Origin of the sequence: Dysgonomonas sp. Marseille-P4361 (assembly GCF_900343125.1) — a bacterium.
Classification (GTDB): domain Bacteria; phylum Bacteroidota; class Bacteroidia; order Bacteroidales; family Dysgonomonadaceae; genus Dysgonomonas.
Genome location: NZ_OPYL01000003.1, coordinates 23,637 through 39,728, shown reverse-complemented (window position 1 = coordinate 39,728; position 16,092 = coordinate 23,637). Strand labels below are relative to the sequence as shown.

Below are 16,092 nucleotides of genomic sequence, written 5' to 3'. Positions count from 1 at the left end.
ATTGATAATGAAACGATTCATTTTTATTAAATCTTTGTTAGGAGGAATTATCCTCCTAACAATTTTTTTCTTTAGTTATAAATACTGGTTTGCTCCGACCCAAATTCTTTTTGTAAACATTCCTGAAGCTCAGGCGGCTGATATTACCCTCAATAACGATAGTCGTTATATAAAGATTACATGTATGTCAACGGAAGAAGTTGCTCGTTTTGAAGGATATGATGCAGTTATTCTGTTTGGAAGAGGCTTACATTTGTCTGAAGAACATATTGCCGCACTGGAAAAGGTAGCAGAGGATGGAATTCCAATACTAACAATATCTTCGAATGCAGCTTTCTCTGGATTAAATTATAACCTTACAAGAAAACAACAAAGTAGACTATTAAGCTATTTCAATAATCCTAATCTGAAGAATTATCGGAACGGATTATGTTATATACGTCAGGTTGCAAATCCGAAGCGTTTTTTTCAAGAAAGCTATGATGAGCCTATAATATTGCCCGACAATCATTTTTATCATCGAGAATATGGAGAATACTTCAATACTAAGGAAGGTTTAATAGACTATCTGAAGCATAAAGGAATATATAATGATAAAGGTAAAAATATAGCTTTTATTGCAGGTGCCAGATTCCCAATGGAAGGCAATCGAGCACATGTCGATACACTAATATTACGCCTGACTCGTGAGGGTTTTAATGTATTCCCGATTGCAAGTCCTCAACATAGATCTGAAATGATAAAAGATCTACATCCGGATGCCGTCATCTATTACCCTATGGGGCGTCTTGGCGATGATGATTTTATTGATTGGTTGAATACTGAGAATATTCCTCTTTTCTGTCCTTATCCATTAATCCAATCTACAGAAGAATGGCTCAATCCTATGATTCCTGTTAGTGGAGGTGTATTGAATGGACGTGTACTAATTCCCGAGATAGATGGGGCAATGATGCCCTTAGCTATAGCTACTCAGAATACTCATGAGAATGGTTATTACTTCTATACAGTGGAAGAAGAGCGGATGAATAATTTTATTCAACATCTGAAAAAATATTTAGGACTAGCCAACCTGCCAAACAAAGATAAAAAAGTAGCGATATGTTATTTTCGTTCACATGGGAAGGATGCTTTGCTGGCCAGCGGAATGGAAGTAATACCATCTCTGTATAATTTTTTGAAGCATCTTCGTTCCGAAGGCTATGATTTAAAAGGATTGCCTACATCTTTAGATGAGTTTAAAAGGCGGATCAATACTGATGGCTTGGTTCTTGGCTCGTATGCTAAAGGAGCCCAGGATAATTTCTTGAAGAATGCAAAACCTGTCTGGCTTACTAAAAATGAATATGAGAAATGGGTACAGGAAGTATTGAACCCTGAAAAATATAGAGAAGTGGTAGCCCGATACGGAGAAGCTCCAGGGGAATTGTTAGTTAAAGATGACGATAATGGCAATAAAGAAATAGCCATAGCTTGTTTACAATTCGGGAATGTTATTCTTTTTCCTCAACCTCGTCCAGCTCTTGGAGAAGATGATTTTAAATTGGTACATGGAATGCCCGTAGCTCCTCCTCATAGTTATCTAGCTCCTTACCTTTATATGCAGAAAGGTTTTGAAGCAGATGCATTAATCCACTTCGGAACACATGGTAGTCTGGAATTTACTCCCGGGAAAAATATAGCCCTTTCCAAAAATGATTGGGCGGATGTCCTTGTCGGAGATTTACCTCATTTTTATTTTTATACTACAGGTAATGTCGGTGAAGGAATTATTGCAAAGAGACGTACTCATGCCGTACTTGTAACCCATCTTACGCCTCCATATGTAGAAAGTGGTATGCGTCAACGATATAGTACTATTTTGGATAATATTCACCATCTACTGCATGAAGGAAACGAAAAGAATAAACATTTGGCATTGCAAACAAAACAAGAAATAATAAAATTAGGATTACATCGTGATTTAGAATTAGACTCATTATCCAACGAACCGTTTACTGAGCAAGAACTCGAAAAGTTGGACATGTTCATAGAAGAAATTGCAAATGAAAAGACACTAGGAGCATTCTATACTATGGGAGAACCTTATTCTCCGAGAGATTTGTTGACTACAACTCTTGCCGTGAGTGCAGACCCTCTTGCATATGAACTGGCAAAGCGGGATAGAGATGCCGGTAAAATAACGACTGAGCAACTCCAGAATTTAGGATTTGTAAATCATCGCTATCTATCTACCGCAAAAAAACAAATAACGAATATATTACGAAATACTCCGAATGATACAAATTCCATATCTCCAGATTTAAAGGATGCGATTAGATATCGAGAATTATTGGCCCAATCGACTGAAAATGAATTCAGGTCAATGACACGAGGTCTAAACGGAGGGAGTATATTCCCGGCACCGGGAGGAGACCCTATCCTAAATCCGAATGTACTCCCTACAGGACGTAATATGTATAGTATAAATGTAGAAACCACTCCTACAAAAAAATCATGGGAAGAAGGCAAACGCTTGGCTGAAATTACGTTAGATACGTACAAAGAAAAACATGGTGAATATCCTCGTAAAGTCAGTTATACATTTTGGGCCGGTGAGTTTATCAATTCAGAAGGGGCAACCGTAGCCCAAGCTCTTTGGATGCTTGGAGTTGAGCCTGTTCGTGACAATCAAGGACGAATCGTAGACTTGAAGCTAATACCTTCCCAAGAATTGGGACGTCCAAGAATCAATGTACTCATCCAAGTTTCAGGCCAATTACGTGACATTGCGGGTTCCAGACTGAAACTTATTACAAATGCAGTACGACTGGCCTCTGCAGCTACCAAAGAACAATATCCCAATTACGTATCATCGGGAACCATTCTTCAGGAGAAAATAATGATCGACAAAGGAATGCCTCCCGTTAGGGCACGCGAGATGTCCACAATGCGAGTATTTGGACCACTTAATAGCGGTTATAGCACAGGTATGATAGCATATACTGACAATAGCGGAAGTTGGGATGATCAGAATGAGCTGGTAAATGGCTATTTGAACAATATGGGAGCAATTTACGGTGATGATGATAATTGGGGCACATTTCATAAAGATTTATTTGCCTCAGCTTTAACCGAAACGGATATTATTATACAACCACGACAGAGTAATACGTGGGGGCCAATATCTTTAGACCATGTATTCGAATTTACAGGAGCCATGTCCATGGCTGTAAAAAACATTACAGGGAAAGAACCTGATGCCTTGATGGCTGATTATCGAAACAGGAATAATAAACGAATACAGAATCTAAAGGAAGCTATAGCAGTAGAAACTCGGGCAACGATTCTAAATCCGACCTTCGTTGAAGAACGAATGAAAGGCGATGCTACTACAGCAGAGATGTTTGGTAAAATATTCCGGAATATTTATGGTTGGCAGGTAATGCGGCCTTCATCTATGGATAAAGAACTCTATAATGACTTATACAAGATGTATATACAAGATGAACATCAGTTGGGGATACATGATTATTTTGATAATGTAAATTCAGCTGCTTTTCAAACGATGACTTCAGTTATGCTCGAAAGTGCCCGTAAGGGTTATTGGCAGCCAACCAAAGAACAATTGCAAAGGGTTGTATCTATCCACGTGGAAAGTATAGAGAAGAATGGTGCAGGCTGTACGGAGGTTATTTGTGATAACCCTAAGTTGCAGAGTTTTGTAACGAATCAATTGTCCTCAGAACAAGCTGTAGAGTATATGAAAGGTATGAGTGCTGCTTTAGAGGCATCAAAATCAGAAGCCAATGGTATGGTTTTGAAAAAGACTACATCTGTAGATAAGGAAGTGAGTGAATCCAACGGTTTGAATGGACTGTTTGTAGTTGGAGCAATCTTACTTGTATTTGTAGTTCTAATAATTGTTTTGAAGAAAAAATGGAAAGGCGATAAATAGTTAGTTATGATACTTATAATTCAGGTTCTACTCCTTTTCATCTTTATAAATACACTCCTAAAATTGAGCTTTTGGCGCTGGTGGCAAACTATTATATTTGCCGCCATCTGTGCTGCTTTTACAGTTTGGATATGCCCATATACGGCTAGTCAGTCTAAAACTCAATTAGTAGAATTGATGGGCAGCAATCAGGTAATGCAAGACCTTGCTGTATTGGTTACTTTAGAGTCAGCTCTCTGTATAGGATATTGTTTCATAGCTCTGAAAGTGATTTTCGGTAAGAAGGTAAAATCCTGGGGAGTCTTTTTCTTTTACTATCCTGGACTTCTTGTTTTTCCGGCACTATTTTACCTACAAACACAGGTTGTATTCTCATCGCCCGGAATGGATTTTAATCTGATTTCCTATGTAATGGCGGTAGGTATTCTTGTGTCATTACCTCTGTTGTCGTATGGAATAAAGTATTTATTTCCGAAAAAAGATTTTAGACTTGAAGTCCACTTTTTAGTATCACTCTTTATCTGTGTAATTGGTCTGATATGTACGGCCGATGGCAAAGTAACTTATGCAGCAACTGATGAACCTATGAACTGGAAAGCTTTTGCTTTTGCTTCAGGTCTGTTTATCGGTCTATTTTTGATAGGCTATGTCTGGTATAAGCTGAAGTGGACTTTTAGAAAAAGAAATAAATAATCTATTTAGAGATAAAATATTCAAATAAATAATTAAACGTATAAAATGGAATTAATTTTTAAAGCATTATTCTGGGTTGCAAATAGTCTCTTGATACCCGATGTCATTATTTTATTGTGTTTGTTTTTCAGATCATTAATCCTATTGGGTAGCTTCTATAATCAGTTTATGACAAAGCGAAAAAATGACAAGATACTGAATAATAAGATTAAAGAATCAACTGCAACATCAGTAAGTGAACTCAATCAGCTATTACCCGAAAAAGATAACTCTTTATATATAAAATACTTGCGAGAATTACTCAATACCAAACCCAGTGAGGCTTATGCCGATTTCCTGATTTCCAACTTCGAGAACGAAGCTGATAAAGACCTATCCTTGTCTAAAATATTAGCTAAGATGGGACCTGTACTTGGTTTGATTGGGACATTGATAGCCATGAGTCCTGCGCTTGTAGGTCTGTCTACGGGTGATATTGCCGGAATGGCTCATAATATGCAAGTTGTATTTGCAGCTACGGTTATCGGTCTTGTGGTGAGTGCTGTTGGTTTGTTGACACAGCAATTCAAGCAAAGGTGGTATGCCAGAGATGTGAATAATCTAGACTTTGTGGCTAATCTCTTAACCGAAAAGCAAAATTGATTATGCCACTCAGAAAAAAAACTAAAAGAGTTAACAAGTTTGCAAAAGAAGAAGATCACGACCCCTTATCGGTTGTTGTTAACTTGTTTGATGTTGCAATGGTATTTGCTGTAGCACTAATGGTATCTATGGTTATGCACATGAATATGGCTGAGGTATTCACTGAAGAAGATTTTACGATTGTCAAAAATCCAGGTAAAGATAATATGGAGATTATACAAAAAGAAGGGAAACAAATCAATAAATATACCCCATCTCAGGATCAGTCTAAATCTCAACAAAAGGGTCGCAAGGTAGGTATCGCTTATGAACTGGAAAATGGTGAAATTATTTATGTGCCAGAGTAAAAATAAACTCAATATTATATCAATTACTTTTGATCAATTTTTAGTTTATATCGACTAAACGATTATCTTTGCATATGATTTTGGTGTCACATTCTGTATTCACAGATTGTGATGAAAAGGGAATCAGGTGAAAGTCCTGAACAGACCCGCTGCTGTAAGCTCCGCCAAAGTCTTTGAACAATACTCAAAACCACTGTTCACTTGTGAATGGGAAGGGCGTTCAAAGATAGAGTAAGTCAGAAGACCTGCCAGAATATTAGTTATAAAGCTTTCGTGGAATAGAGCTGACAACAAGACTTTAGGATTCAATCCATTTCTTGCGAAATCAATATTATTGATGCAATTCAGCCACTAAGTATTTAACCAAGGTTATTTCGAATACACGTTAGTTTTATTTAAAAGATTTCAAGTCGTATTTTAAATAAAACAATGGTGAAAAAAATCTTTATTATTTTATTTTACTTATTAGTAAATGTATCATTCTATGCCCAGAATAGGAATATTGTATTGCATGGCAAAGTTTCTGACATCAATAACAAACCTATTTCAGGGGCGAGTATAATAGTTGACGAATACTTACTATCTGTTACTGATGATAAAGGCTCTTTTAATGGTAAGATTGCCTCTGGATCTTATACAGTCACAATTGTTTGTTTTGGTTATGAAACAAAAGTAGTTGATATTGAGATAAGTAACAACAAGGAATGCAACTTCGAATTAACTCCAAAGACACATGAGTTATCAACCGTAGAGGTCAAGGGTAAATCTAAACATCAACAACTCCGTGAAAGTGCTTATTCGGTCAACGCCTTGTCCGTGAAGTCGAGAACTAATGACCTTAATAACTTGAATACGATGGTAGGAAGAAGTTCAGGTATAAGAGTTAGAGAAAAAGGAGGAGTTGGTTCAGATTTTGAACTATCTATCAATGGATTATCTGGAAATGCCATTAGGTACTTTGTTAATGGAATTCCATTAGCATATTTGGGCTCTGAGGTTAATTTATCCAACCTGCCTATTAATCTTGTTGATCGGATCGAAATATATAAGGGATTTGTTCCATCTGAATTAGGAGCCGATGCATTAGGAGGTGCTATAAATATAATAACAAATATAAATATAAAAGACTACATAGACACTTCTTATGGCATTGGTTCATTTAGCACTCATAAAGCTGATTTTAGAGCTCAATATACTGAAAGAAAAACTGGAATAGTAATACGTCCTTCTTTTGGGATCAATTATTCAAAGAATAATTATAAAATGAAGGATATACAAGTGAAAGAAAAATTTATTGATGAGGATGGAATTGAGCGAAGTAGATTTAAAACAACAGACGCTAAACGCTTTCACGATGATTACCTTTCTTTAATTGGACATTTAGAAGTAGGTGTTATAAATAAGAAGTGGGCAGATTCATTTTTCTTTTCGACTTCATATTCTGCTATAAACAAGGAATTGCAAACAGGAGCAATTCAAAACATTGTATATGGTAAAGCTGAAAAAGAAAATAGATCGTTTGGTATTTCTGCGAACTACATAAAAAATGATTTACTCATCAAGAATTTATCAACTAATATTTTTGTTTCTCACACTTGGGATCACTCTATTGTTATTGATACTGCATATCAGAAATATTGGTGGGATGGTTCCTTTGATAATAGAATAGATTCTAAGATGAATGAAATAATGAGGAGCGGAAAATCTAAAAAGCATTATAAACGCCCTACAACAATTGGACGTGCAAGCATAAACTACAGACTATCTAACAATCAATCTTTTAATCTGAATTACACATTAGATCGTACAGGGAATAAACGTTATGATGAAATAGATATGGATTTTAAACCATCTAATGATGTTGTAACAAAGCATGTTTTTGGTTTATCATACTCTCTTAATCTATTTGACAACAAGCTAACAAATATTTTATTCTTAAAAGATTATATTAATAATTTGAGAATAGGACAACAAGATTTATCTCATATAACAGGATCGAAAGATATACCTAACTCATCAACTAATTACAACATTGGTTATGGAATAGCATCACGATATCGTTTCAATAGCAATTTTGCCATAAAAGCATCTTATGAACATGCGATTCGTTTACCAATAGCAAGAGAACTTCTTGGAAATGGAACAACAGTATACCCTAACCTTACATTGAAACCTGAAAGTAGTAATAATGTAAATATAGGCATGTTTGGCGAAATTGACTGTAATAATAAACATCATTTATATTATGAAGTAGGAAGTTTTATGCGAACAGTTAAGGATTACATACGCTACAAACCTAGCCCAGTAGAAGACAGGCTTGGACAGTATGAAAATCTAAATAATGCTACAGTTAAAGGAATAGAAGGAGAACTAAGATACAGTTATAGCAGTTTATTTCAAGCAATAGTAAATTGTACATACTTGGAGGAGAAAAATAAGAATAAGTACTTAGAAAATGGTAAACCTTCAGCTACTTATAACGATCAGATTCCTAATACTCCTTGGTTGTATAGCAATGTAGAGTTAAATGTGAAAAAACAAAACTTATTTGGGGCAAAAGATAACCAGATCAAGTTAGCCTACTATTTCCAATACGTTCATTGGTATTATTATACTTGGAAAAGTGCTGGAGGAGGAGATGCTAAATCAAGAATACCGACACAAAACATAAGTGATTTATCATTAACATATTCATTAAAAAATGAAAAATATAATATATCTCTAGAATGTACTAATATTTTCGATCGGCTGACCTATGATAATCTGAAACTCCAAAAGCCTGGAAGAGCATTCTTTTGTAAAATGAGATTCTTTTTTAATTAAATATACAAATAATCAATGAAAACAATGAAATTCTATTTTCCTTTTCTAGTGTTACTATTCATCAGTTCTTTTTTTATATCATGTTCTGATGATGATACTGATCCTATTGATCCAATAACCCCTGTAGCAACAACTCATTTCGATATTTGGATGACAACCGACTCATATGGAGGAGGAGGTCATGTAGCTCGAGTTGTACAAAGTGTAGAATCTATAGAGAACGAAGACGAAATATCTTTTAAAGGAGAAGGCGTTGATGTTACGGCTAAACTATTTATGGAAAATATTATTAAGGGACAATATTATTATCAAGTTCCACAAGAAAAAGATCGTTTTGGTAAATATAAAATCACAGCTAAGGGAATAGAAGTGATAGCCGAAATTCCTTTTGAAAAAAACACTTTAAAGGACAGAAGGTTTGCCCATGCATGGATAAATGATAAAGTATTGGCTCTAATGGCAGCTAACGGGGATGCTAGTAAAGTTATTTGGATTAAAGTAGATACTGAAAGGATGGTCATTCTAAGTGAAGGTGAACTTAATTTGCCGGCTTTAGCTGAAGGTGGAAAATTTAGTACATCTGGAATCGCTGCTTATCGTAAAGAAGATAATAAGATCATTTATACTTACTGTAATAACAACGATAAAACTCATTTTTATGCAGCATTTGTTAACGCTGATGATATGTCAGTAGAAACAGTGATAACAGAGGATCGTGCCGAACAAATGGGGGCTACTGCATATGGAGAAATGGCTATGTCAAAATCTTTTTTCGATTCTAATGGCAACTATTATTTGGTATGTGCAAGCAGATTAAAGGGTAGTGATAATGAATATAGCACTCAACAGTATGGCTCTATTCTTCGTATTAACCGAGGCAGTAAAGATTTTGACAAATCGTATTTAGGGTTTCAAGGGAAGGATTATTCTCGTGGAAAAATAATTACGATTGACAACCTTTCTTCTGACAAAGTTCTCCTCTATATTCAAGACCCAACACACACAGGTGCACCTGGATGGGGAGCGAATTATAATTGTTACTATGCTGTGCTAGATTTGAAAACTGATAATCTGACTGAGCTAGATTTACCTTACAGTGAAGGAACAATTTCTCAGCGGACAATCGTACTCAAGGATAAAGTATATATTGGAGTTAATCCTGAAAAAGAGAAGCAAGCTATATATATATATGACATAAAAACAGGGAATCTGAAAAAAGGTCTAACAATCCAAGATGGATTCTATTTCCAACGATTGGTTATGATAGAAAACTAAATAATACCCAAATAACAGAATCGCAGGACACCATATTGTTTAGCTTAAATATGATGTTCTGCGATTGATTATAAGATGAATATAAACAGAATATCGTTCGTGTCCTTGGGATCTGGAGATCCTGAATTAATAACTTTAAAAGGACTAAAAAAATTGCAAGATGCAGATGTAATCTTAACTCCTTCTACGAATAGAATTGGAAATGAAGTAGTATCTCGCTCGAAGAGTATTTTAACTGAATTACATATTGATGAAAATAAAATAGAGCTTTTTCATGTTCCGATGAGTAAAGATCGAACAAATGCATTAAGATACTATGAAGCAGTAGCTATACTAGCTGCAAAATATTATTCAGAAGGTTTAAAAGTCGCTATTGTAGCTGAAGGCGATTCTGGATTCTATTCATCAAGTCAGTATATCAATGAGGAATTGATGAAAATTGGTATTCCTACACAACGGATTGGAGGTATTCCTGCGTTTATATCTTGTGCTGCTCTTGCAAATATCCATATAGCAAAACAAGAAGAACAACTGGTTGTTATTCCAGGAAAAACAGATTCAAATGAATTAATCTCCTATTTGAATTCCGGTAAATCCATTATTATAATGAAACCTTCATTAAGCGAAAGTGTAATTAAAGAGCTCATCTATTCGAAAAACAATATTGACCATCACTATTTTGAGAATGTTGGTATTATAGGAAAAGAGTACTACACAACTGATAAAAAAACAATTATAAGTAAGAAGTTTCCTTATTTCTCGTTACTAATCATTCAAAATAAATTTTCTATATGAAATACTATATTATTCTATTCTTAGGTATTACTCTATTAATTTCATGTAATCCAAACAAAAAAGGAACTGGAGAAAAAATAGAAAATAATGGAAATCTGTTTGAAGTTAAATATGCCAAAGGATTTCAAGTATCCGATCACGGTAATTTTAGATTGATCGACATAACCGATCCGAGCAAAGAAAGTGATATTACGTACAAATACGCCTTATTAAAAAGAGGTAGTTCGAAAGAAGGTATACCGTCGGATTATACAATCATAGAAGCTCCTGTAAAAAGTGTTATCTGTATGACAAACCTACAATTATCTAATTTTATTAAATTAAATGCATTGGATAAAGTTGTTGGTATAACAAGTACACGTTTTCTGTCGAACAAACAAATCAATCAACAGATCAAAGATGGCAAGACTCGAAAGATTGGTATCGAGGGTGAGTTTGATAGCGAAATAGTCATGGCTCTTAATCCTGATCTGATTCTTGTTTCGCCTTTCAAAAAAGGAGGATATGATGCTATTCGGAACTTGGATATTCCTCTAGTTAGCTTTCTTGGTTACAAAGAAACGACGCCATTAGGGCAAGCCGAATGGATAAAGTTTACAGCAATGCTCCTTGGAATGGAAAAGCAAGCTGAAAAACAATTCGAAGAAATAGAAAAAAGATACATTGAATTACAAGCATTAACAAAAGATATAGCAAACAAGCCTACTGTACTGAGTGGCGAATTACATTCGGGGAATTGGTATGTAGTAGGAGGAAAAAGCTATTTAGCCCAGCTTTTTAAAGATGCAGGAGCTAACTATTTTATGCAGAATGATAATGAGTCAGGCGGATTTTATGTAGACTACGAAACTGTTTACTCACAAGGAGCCGACGCCAATTATTGGCGAATTGTAAATAGCTATAATGGTGAATATAACTATGATGTACTTAAACAGACTGATGCTCGCTATACAGATTTCAAAGCTTACAAAGAAAAGAAAGTAATCTACTGTAATCTACGTGAAAAACCCTTTTATGAAAATACTCCCGTAGAACCAGAAGTAGTCTTGGCCGATCTTATAAAGATTTTCCATCCCAACTTATTATCGGATCACACCTCAGTTTACTATGAATTATTGAAATAAATGAAACGTCACGATATTGCATTTTTGATCATACTCGGATCTATATTCTGTCTCTTCATTCTGAACTTGGTTTTAGGAACAGTAGCTGTACCATTTATTTCAACCTGGAATATATTATTCGGCATAGGGAATGAACCTGTTATTTGGGAAAATATAATCTGGAAATCCAGATTTCCTCAAACACTGACAGCATTAGTAGCCGGATCTGGCTTAGCAATCAGCGGATTGCAGATGCAGACTGTTTTTAGAAATCCTTTGGCAGGGCCATCCGAACTGGGAATTAGTTCAGGAGCTAGTCTAGGCGTAGCATTGGTCATTTTACTATCAGGTAGTTTTGGAGGTACGGCACTGAGTAGTCTTGGCTTTTTCGGGGAAATTGCTGTATCTGTTGCTGCAATTGTTGGAGCAATGTTTGTTATGACAATTATTATGGCTATTTCGCAACGAATACAAGGAAACGTCATACTACTAATTATGGGTGTAATGATCGGGTATATTGCTACAGCAATAATAGGTGTTCTGAAGTTTTTTAGCAATGACGAAGATGTCCGTGCTTATGTCATTTGGGGATTAGGGAGCTTTGCCAAAGTGTCCGGCAATCAGGTTTATACATTTGCTTGTATAATGGCGGTACTGATTCCTCTATCTTTTCTATTGATAAAGACTCTGAACTTAATGCTTCTGGGCGAAAGATATGCTCGTAATTTAGGCTTGAATATTAGACGATCACGTTTAGCTGTTATAGCTAGTTCTTGTGTTATAACTGCTATAATTACAGCTTATTGTGGACCAATAGTCTTTCTCGGTTTGGCAGTTCCCCATCTATGTCGAATGGTATTCGTAACTTCTGATCATCGAATACTTATGCCGGCAGTAACACTTACGGGTGCATCGTTGGCTTTATTCTGTAACCTTATAGCGCGTATGCCTGGTTTCGAAGGAGCTCTACCAATAAATTCTGTGACAGCATTGATTGGTGCACCAATTGTAATTTCAGTATTGTTTGGTAAACGCAAAAATGAGTTGATGTAATGATTGAAAGGCAAAAAACGATAGAAATTAAAGACCTTTCAATAGGCTATATAGATAAGAAGAACAAAAAAACTGTTGCAGAAAAAATCAGTTCGACAATATATAGTGGTGAACTGACTTGTCTACTTGGAGCTAATGGTATCGGAAAGTCTACACTGATGAGAACTATAACAGCATTTCAGCCAAAACTAGGAGGTAAAATCTATATCTTGGGAAAAGAGATAGAAGATTATGCTGAAAAGGAACTTGCAACTTTGGTAAGTGTCGTTTTGACTGAAAAATTCGATATAAAAAATATGACAGCTCGGGAATTGATTGGCTTAGGGCGTAGTCCATATACCGGGTTCTGGGGAAAACTTTCGGATAATGATCATAAAATTGTCGATAAAGCTATTTCCTTAGTCAAGATTGACAATCTAGCTTCACGAATGATTCATACTCTGAGCGATGGTGAACGTCAAAAAGTGATGATTGCAAAAGCCTTAGCACAAGAGACTCCAATTATTTTATTAGATGAACCTACGGCGTTTCTTGATTTTCCGAGTAAAGTTGAGATGATGCAATTGCTCCATCAATTATCGCGAACAACAAACAAAACAATTTTTCTTTCAACTCATGACCTGGAATTGGCATTACAAATAGCAGATAGAATATGGTTGATGGATAAAGATAACGGAATAAAAATTGGCACTCCCGAAGATTTATCTATAGATGGTAGTCTAAGTCATTTTTTCGCAAGGAAAGGGATTATTTTCGACACTGATACCGGATTATTCCGTGTCTCGAACGAATGTGAAAAAACAATTCGAATGAAGGGGCACGGGCAAATATATGCAATGGTAAGAAAGGCTCTGCTGAGAGAAGGGATAATGGTTTCACGCGAAGTTGAATCAGATCCGTACATTGAGATAAAAGAGCAGCGAATCAACCTTCATTATTCTAATGGGCAGGTTAAGGTATTAGATACCATTGAAGAGTTATTAAGGCAAATTGAACTATGATACTAATATTTGGAGGAACAACCGAAGGGAAAAGAGCTTTGGCTGTGTGCGAAGAAGCAGCAAAACCATTTTACTATTCAACTAAAGGCTATTTACAGATGGTTGAAACAGCTCATGGTATACGCATAACAGGAGCGATGGATCAGGATAAAATAACATCTTTCTGTGAGGAAAAAAATATCCGCCTAATTATAGATGCAGCTCATCCTTTTGCTGAAAATCTTCATCATAATATTGCTTTTGCCTCTGAAGTATTAAATATTCCTGTTGTCCGATTAGAACGTAACTATCCTGTTCATGACAAAAAATCACTTTGGTTCGACACTTATCAGGAAGCTATTGATTATTTAGTAGATCAAAAGATAAATAACCTGCTGGCACTCACCGGAGTAAATACGATAGCTAAACTGAGGCCTTATTGGAAAGAGCACAATTGCTGGTTTCGAATCTTAGATAGAGAGGAATCAAGAGCTATAGCTAAGCAGGAAGGTTTTCCCTATAAGAAGTTATTATTCTATAAGGACGAAGAAAACGAAAAGGCTTTGTTCGAATGCTTAAATCCACAAGCTATAATTACAAAAGAAAGTGGAGAATCCGGAGGATTCGATGCTAAAGTCAAAGCGGCTCAGCAATTGAATATTCCGGTTCTAGTAGTTAAACGACCGATTTTATCTTCTCAATTTATTTCTGTTTATGGCGAAAATGGACTTCGAAAATCTATCGAAAATTTAGTACCTGATTTCTTTGATCTAAAAACGGGATATACAACAGGAACATGTGCTACTTCTGCAACAAAGGCTGCTTTTACAACTTTATTAACAGGTGAAGTACAATCTTACATAAACATTACTTTACCAAACGGTGAAATGGTAAAGTTACCAATTCATAAAACTACTAAAGAGAATGAAAGGGTAACATGCTCGGTTATAAAAGTATCGGGAGACGACCCTGATATAACGAACGGACATGAAATAGTATCTACCGTAACATTAAATCTTGATCATAAAGGAATACGTTTTTTACAAGGCGAAGGAGTTGGCAAAGTAACCTTACCCGGATTAGGGCTTCCCATAGGAGATCCAGCAATCAATAGAACCCCCAGAATGATGATGAAGCGTGAACTATACAAAGTGATGCGTCACTATCAGAACAAACTACCTTTGGGCTTTAAGACGGGAATTGATGTGACAATATCTGTCCCTGATGGCAATAAACTCGCTCTTAAAACCTTTAATCCAAAGCTTGGTATTGTTGACGGAATATCTATTATAGGAACTTCGGGAATTGTCAAGCCTTTCTCGTCGGATGCTTTCATTGCATCAATCCGAAGGGAAATGCAGGTAGCTAAAGCTTTACACTGTGAACATATAGTTATCAATTCGGGTGCTAAAAGTGAACGCTTTGTTAAACAACTATACCCCAATCTATCAACTCAGGCTTTTATTCATTATGGTAATTTTATCGGCGAGACGATCAAAATAGCATCCGAATTGGGTATAAAAAAGCTTACGATGGGTATTATGCTTGGCAAAGCAGTAAAATTGGCGGAAGGATCACTGGATACTCATAGTAAGAAAGTCGTAATGAATAAAGATTTCTTAAAAACTATAGCTCAAGAAGCAAATTGCAATGCCTCAACAATCAATGCTATTGACGGTATTACCATGGCACGTCAACTTTGGGATATTATCCCTCAAAGAGAACGCCGATATTTCTCTTTAATTTTGAAAAAGTGTCATGCAGTTTGTTCTCCTCTATTTACAAAAGGAGAATTGGAAATATTATTGATTGATGAAAAAGGGAATATTATTCAATAATAGTTAGTCTGTTTGAAACAATTTTGCTGCATCTGCTTATTGATGATGTTTTTTACTTCATAATAAGATATTGGACGGAAGTTATTACCATCAACGCCTACATCATACTGCTGTGCAAATAATTTTGTATTCAAAGTTTTAAATTCTGGAAGTTCCCGGGTGTGGATATGTCCAAATAATTGCCAGGATCCTTCGTGGAAATTATTCCAGTCAAACATGGGGTAATGACACAAAACAATCTTTTGATATTGGTATTCTATTGCATCAAAAATTTCTATTTCAAGCAGATCATGTATTTCCGTAAATATATCTTGTAAAGTTCCGTGCTTAAAAATCGTATCATGATTACCTCTTATCAAAATTTTTGTTCCATTTAGCTGGCTAAATATTTTAAGAATACGTTTGTCATCAGTTTCTCCAATATCTCCTAATACAAATATTAATGCATCTATTGGAACAGTATCATTCCAATTTTTGATTATAATATTATCCATCTCTTCAACACTATTGAATGGACGCTTATTGAAATCAAGAAGCCATTTATGACCGAAGTGGATATCAGAAGTAAAAAATATTTTATCAGCCGCAGTTTCAACTATTTTCACC

General features: G+C 35.5%; 12 protein-coding genes and 1 riboswitch. Of the genes, 11 read left to right on the top strand and 1 reads right to left on the bottom strand.

Going from position 1 to position 16,092, the window contains the following annotated elements:
• The first annotated feature begins 7 nt into the window (after positions 1-7).
• From DHU68_RS06530 to cbiD, 11 genes are all read left to right on the top strand, one after another.
• Positions 8-3,937 carry a cobaltochelatase subunit CobN gene (locus DHU68_RS06530; protein WP_108822186.1) on the top strand — a complete coding sequence of 1,310 codons (3,930 nt, stop codon included), beginning with the start codon at positions 8-10 and terminating at the stop codon, positions 3,935-3,937.
• Positions 3,938-3,943: 6 nt separating this feature from the next.
• Entirely contained in the window at positions 3,944-4,630 is a 687-nt protein-coding gene (locus DHU68_RS06525; protein ID WP_108822185.1) for a hypothetical protein, read from the top strand.
• Positions 4,631-4,675: 45 nt separating this feature from the next.
• Entirely contained in the window at positions 4,676-5,272 is a 597-nt protein-coding gene (locus DHU68_RS06520) for a MotA/TolQ/ExbB proton channel family protein (protein WP_108822184.1), read from the top strand.
• A gap of 2 nt (positions 5,273-5,274) precedes the next feature.
• Positions 5,275-5,619 carry a DUF2149 domain-containing protein gene (locus DHU68_RS06515; RefSeq protein ID WP_108822183.1) on the top strand — a complete coding sequence of 115 codons (345 nt, stop codon included), beginning with the start codon at positions 5,275-5,277 and terminating at the stop codon, positions 5,617-5,619.
• Positions 5,620-5,683: 64 nt separating this feature from the next.
• Positions 5,684-5,887: riboswitch (cobalamin riboswitch) on the top strand.
• Between the two features lie 161 nt (positions 5,888-6,048).
• A complete protein-coding gene (locus DHU68_RS06510) occupies positions 6,049-8,442 on the top strand; it encodes a TonB-dependent receptor domain-containing protein (protein WP_108822182.1) in 2,394 nt (797 codons plus the stop codon).
• A gap of 15 nt (positions 8,443-8,457) precedes the next feature.
• Complete coding sequence (locus DHU68_RS06505) at positions 8,458-9,717, top strand: hypothetical protein (protein ID WP_108822181.1); 1,260 nt, start codon at positions 8,458-8,460, stop codon at positions 9,715-9,717.
• Positions 9,718-9,792: 75 nt separating this feature from the next.
• The gene (locus DHU68_RS06500) at positions 9,793-10,512 is read left to right on the top strand and encodes a precorrin-2 C(20)-methyltransferase (protein WP_108822180.1); all 720 of its coding nucleotides are present in this window, start codon (positions 9,793-9,795) and stop codon (positions 10,510-10,512) included.
• Entirely contained in the window at positions 10,509-11,636 is a 1,128-nt protein-coding gene (locus DHU68_RS06495) for an ABC transporter substrate-binding protein (RefSeq protein ID WP_108822179.1), read from the top strand. The genes DHU68_RS06500 and DHU68_RS06495 overlap by 4 nt, the downstream gene beginning before the upstream one ends.
• The gene (locus DHU68_RS06490) at positions 11,637-12,668 is read left to right on the top strand and encodes an iron ABC transporter permease (protein ID WP_108822178.1); all 1,032 of its coding nucleotides are present in this window, start codon (positions 11,637-11,639) and stop codon (positions 12,666-12,668) included.
• Positions 12,668-13,669, top strand: a complete 1,002-nt coding sequence (locus tag DHU68_RS06485; RefSeq protein WP_108822177.1) for an ABC transporter ATP-binding protein — start codon at positions 12,668-12,670, stop codon at positions 13,667-13,669. The genes DHU68_RS06490 and DHU68_RS06485 overlap by 1 nt, the downstream gene beginning before the upstream one ends.
• Positions 13,666-15,486: a cobalt-precorrin-5B (C(1))-methyltransferase CbiD gene (cbiD, locus tag DHU68_RS06480; RefSeq protein WP_108822176.1), complete on the top strand. Its 1,821-nt coding sequence runs from the start codon at positions 13,666-13,668 to the stop codon at positions 15,484-15,486. Before DHU68_RS06485 ends, cbiD begins: the two co-directional genes overlap by 4 nt.
• Here cbiD and DHU68_RS06475 read toward each other — a convergent pair.
• Positions 15,480-16,091 carry a metallophosphoesterase gene (locus tag DHU68_RS06475; RefSeq protein ID WP_108822175.1) on the bottom strand — a complete coding sequence of 204 codons (612 nt, stop codon included), beginning with the start codon at positions 16,089-16,091 and terminating at the stop codon, positions 15,480-15,482. The two genes, cbiD and DHU68_RS06475, sit on opposite strands and share 7 nt — an antisense overlap.
• Between the last annotated feature and the right edge of the window lies 1 nt (position 16,092).

What these genes read in the sequence shown, in the direction of transcription:
- DHU68_RS06495 (WP_108822179.1), top strand. Translation starts at nt 10,509, where the DNA reads ATGAAATACTATATTATTCTATTCTTAGGTATTACTCTATTAATTTCA.
- DHU68_RS06515 (WP_108822183.1), top strand. Translation starts at nt 5,275, where the DNA reads ATGCCACTCAGAAAAAAAACTAAAAGAGTTAACAAGTTTGCAAAAGAA.
- DHU68_RS06530 (WP_108822186.1), top strand. Translation starts at nt 8, where the DNA reads ATGAAACGATTCATTTTTATTAAATCTTTGTTAGGAGGAATTATCCTC.
- DHU68_RS06485 (WP_108822177.1), top strand. Translation starts at nt 12,668, where the DNA reads ATGATTGAAAGGCAAAAAACGATAGAAATTAAAGACCTTTCAATAGGC.
- DHU68_RS06505 (WP_108822181.1), top strand. Translation starts at nt 8,458, where the DNA reads ATGAAAACAATGAAATTCTATTTTCCTTTTCTAGTGTTACTATTCATC.
- DHU68_RS06490 (WP_108822178.1), top strand. Translation starts at nt 11,637, where the DNA reads ATGAAACGTCACGATATTGCATTTTTGATCATACTCGGATCTATATTC.
- cbiD (WP_108822176.1), top strand. Translation starts at nt 13,666, where the DNA reads ATGATACTAATATTTGGAGGAACAACCGAAGGGAAAAGAGCTTTGGCT.
- DHU68_RS06520 (WP_108822184.1), top strand. Translation starts at nt 4,676, where the DNA reads ATGGAATTAATTTTTAAAGCATTATTCTGGGTTGCAAATAGTCTCTTG.
- DHU68_RS06510 (WP_108822182.1), top strand. Translation starts at nt 6,049, where the DNA reads ATGGTGAAAAAAATCTTTATTATTTTATTTTACTTATTAGTAAATGTA.
- DHU68_RS06525 (WP_108822185.1), top strand. Translation starts at nt 3,944, where the DNA reads ATGATACTTATAATTCAGGTTCTACTCCTTTTCATCTTTATAAATACA.
- DHU68_RS06500 (WP_108822180.1), top strand. Translation starts at nt 9,793, where the DNA reads ATGAATATAAACAGAATATCGTTCGTGTCCTTGGGATCTGGAGATCCT.